Origin of the sequence: Kitasatospora sp. NPDC088351 (assembly GCF_040685575.1) — a bacterium.
GTDB lineage: Bacteria > Actinomycetota > Actinomycetes > Streptomycetales > Streptomycetaceae > Kitasatospora.
This window is the reverse complement of record NZ_JBFBIL010000136.1, coordinates 1-2355: the sequence shown is the minus strand read 5'-3', so window position 1 is coordinate 2355 and position 2355 is coordinate 1. Positions and strand designations below refer to the sequence as shown.

Annotated in this window: 1 protein-coding gene and 1 pseudogene; both read right to left on the bottom strand. The window is 68.4% G+C overall.

The window, feature by feature from the left end:
* Positions 1-96 (bottom strand): annotated as a pseudogene (locus tag AB0P06_RS36835) (transposase); the annotation flags it as partial.
* Positions 97-561: 465 nt separating this feature from the next.
* On the bottom strand, positions 562-2091 hold the full coding sequence (locus tag AB0P06_RS36830; RefSeq protein ID WP_363615372.1) for an ISL3 family transposase: 1530 nt from the start codon (positions 2089-2091) through the stop codon (positions 562-564).
* Positions 2092-2355 lie beyond the last annotated feature (264 nt).

The following is a 2355-nucleotide window of genomic DNA, read 5'->3' as shown; positions in this document are numbered from 1 at the left end:
GGCGTTGGCGCCGTAGGCGGTGTCCGCGACCAGCACGGCGGGCCGCAGCCCCGTGCCCGCGAGCTCGTCGAGCATGTCCAGCGCCAGACGCCATTGGGAGCCACTGATCGGGTGGCCTGGTGGGCGTGGGCGGAGTGTCCGTAGGGACTGGGGTGGGGGCGTCGGTAGCTTGTGATCGCAGGCTCGGGTCGCCTCCCTGACAAGTCGCGGCCAGGGCCTCGCTCCTGGACGCGCCGGAGGGCTGGTGTCCGCGTACTCGTTGAAGTGCTCAGCCGGGTACGGATAAACGGGGTCTGTCGCAATCGGTGTGACAACGACTGGCCAGTCGATCAGCCGTGTGACCGTCGATCTGGCGCTGGCGGGCCCGGCTATGAAACGATCAGCCGTCGCTTCAACAGGTGCCGCCGGGGCACCCGAGGTCCAACGGGCCGAACCAGCGGGAGTAAGAGGCGGTGCAGGCGGCAACGTATGCGTGGCGCGCGATCAGCGCCCTGAGTAGACCCTGCTGGACCCCGGTGCTCGGTCGAGCCTTCCCTCTGCCAACCATGCCGTTGCGCCAGGTCAGGACATCAGAAGTATCCGCTTGCGGAGGAGATCGAGGCCAGCGCGGCCGTAGCCCTGCCGTTTGATCAGCTTCACGCGCGTGACCTGCCCTTCGACCTGGCCGGAGCTCCAGGGCAACGACAAGCCGGCGGTAACGGCCTCCTTGTCGTATTCGAGTCCCTGGGCGAACGCCCTAATGGCGGGCAGGTTGTCGCGCTGGACGTTGTTGATCCAGTCCGGCAGTTCGTGGCCGCGCAGGTTGGTCATCATTTCGGCGAAGCCACGGACGTGGCGGGTGGCGGCTTCGAGTTCTGGGCAAGCGGCGAGGATCTCCTTGAGGTCGAGTGCCTCGTCGGGACGCAGTGCCGCCGGCCGCGTGGTGATCCACTTCAGTATCCGTCGCGGGCGAGGAGCGGAGCGGGGCGCGGGCGGCACGACGGTGGAGCCCTTGAGCAGGCGGGTGTAGCGGCTGACACCGTCCCGGCTGCCCTGGTAGCCGAGGGCCTTCACCTCCCGGTGGAGCTGGCTGGCGTTGCGGCAGCCCTCGTTCCACCGCTGGTGGAGATAGGTCTTGTAGTCGTCCAGCAGGGTGGACCGGTTGACTACCTTGACCAGGACCTCATCGATGCTCGCGGCGCGGGCGTATCGGCGCACGGAGTAGTAGTCGAGTCGCAGGTCGCGGCTGATCCCCTTCAGCGAGCGTCCCCGGGCCAGCAGCTCGTGCACGGCCGCGTACCGTTCCCGCATCGTGGCCACGATCCGCCGTTCGCGCCCGCGAACGTCACGCTCGGCGTCCGGTAAGGGCGTTGGAGGGATCTCGTGGCTGTCCGCGAGCGAGTCGGCCACCGCGTCGTAAGCCCTCCGGACGCAGGCATAGTGTCCGGCCACCGTCTTCTCAACCGCCTCGGCCAGGTTGTGCCACAGGTGCCAGGCGTCCGCGACTTGCACGGCCTGCGGGGCGCCGGCGGTGGAGCCCTCGGCGTAGGAGCGGGCGCGGTCCCGGCAGATGACCTCCACCTCGGGATGGTGCCGCAGCCAGGCCGCCAGCGACTCCGCCTCCCGTCCAGGCAGCACATCGACGGGCTCCCTTCGCTCCAGGTCCACCAGGATCGTGGCGTACTGGTTTCCCTTGAGCAGCGCGAAGTCGTCCACTCCCAGTACCCGCACGCGGCTCGCGGCGGTCTCGGGCAGGGCACGGGTGAGGCGGAGCAGGGTGTCCTTCGCGACGTCGATGCCCAGCGCGGCGGCCAGGCGGGCGCCGGGCCGGGCGGCCAGCGACAACGCGATCGAGGTCAGGGTCCGCCACAGCAGCGGCGTGCGACGGGCGTGGGGTGTCGTCAGTCCGTCGACCTGCTCGACGAACGTCAGGGTGGTGCAGGCCGGGTTCTCGCAACGGAACCGGCGCACCGTCAGCTCGATCACCGCCCGAGATCCGCCGATCGCGGCATCGGCCAGCCGCCGTACGTACCGCCCGTGGACCCGGGACGACGTCCGCCAGCAGCGAGGGCACACCGCCGCTGCGGCCTTCGCCCGTGCGTGGAGCCTCACCCGGTCAGCTGACCGCTCGACCAACTCGACTGACACCTGGCCCAGATGAGGAAGAACTAACGCAAGATCACGAGAGTTGCACGCGAAACATGATCACAGAAGCACCCGGCAACACGGGCCCAATCACACCGATTGCGACAGACCCCGTTCACCAGCACGTGGCTGAGCACTCTCAGAGGGCGTTTGATGTGAACGGATTGCCCTTTATACCCTAGTAAGTCCCTCGCCAGGTTGGTGTGGTCTCGTCCGTTATGCGCTTGGCGA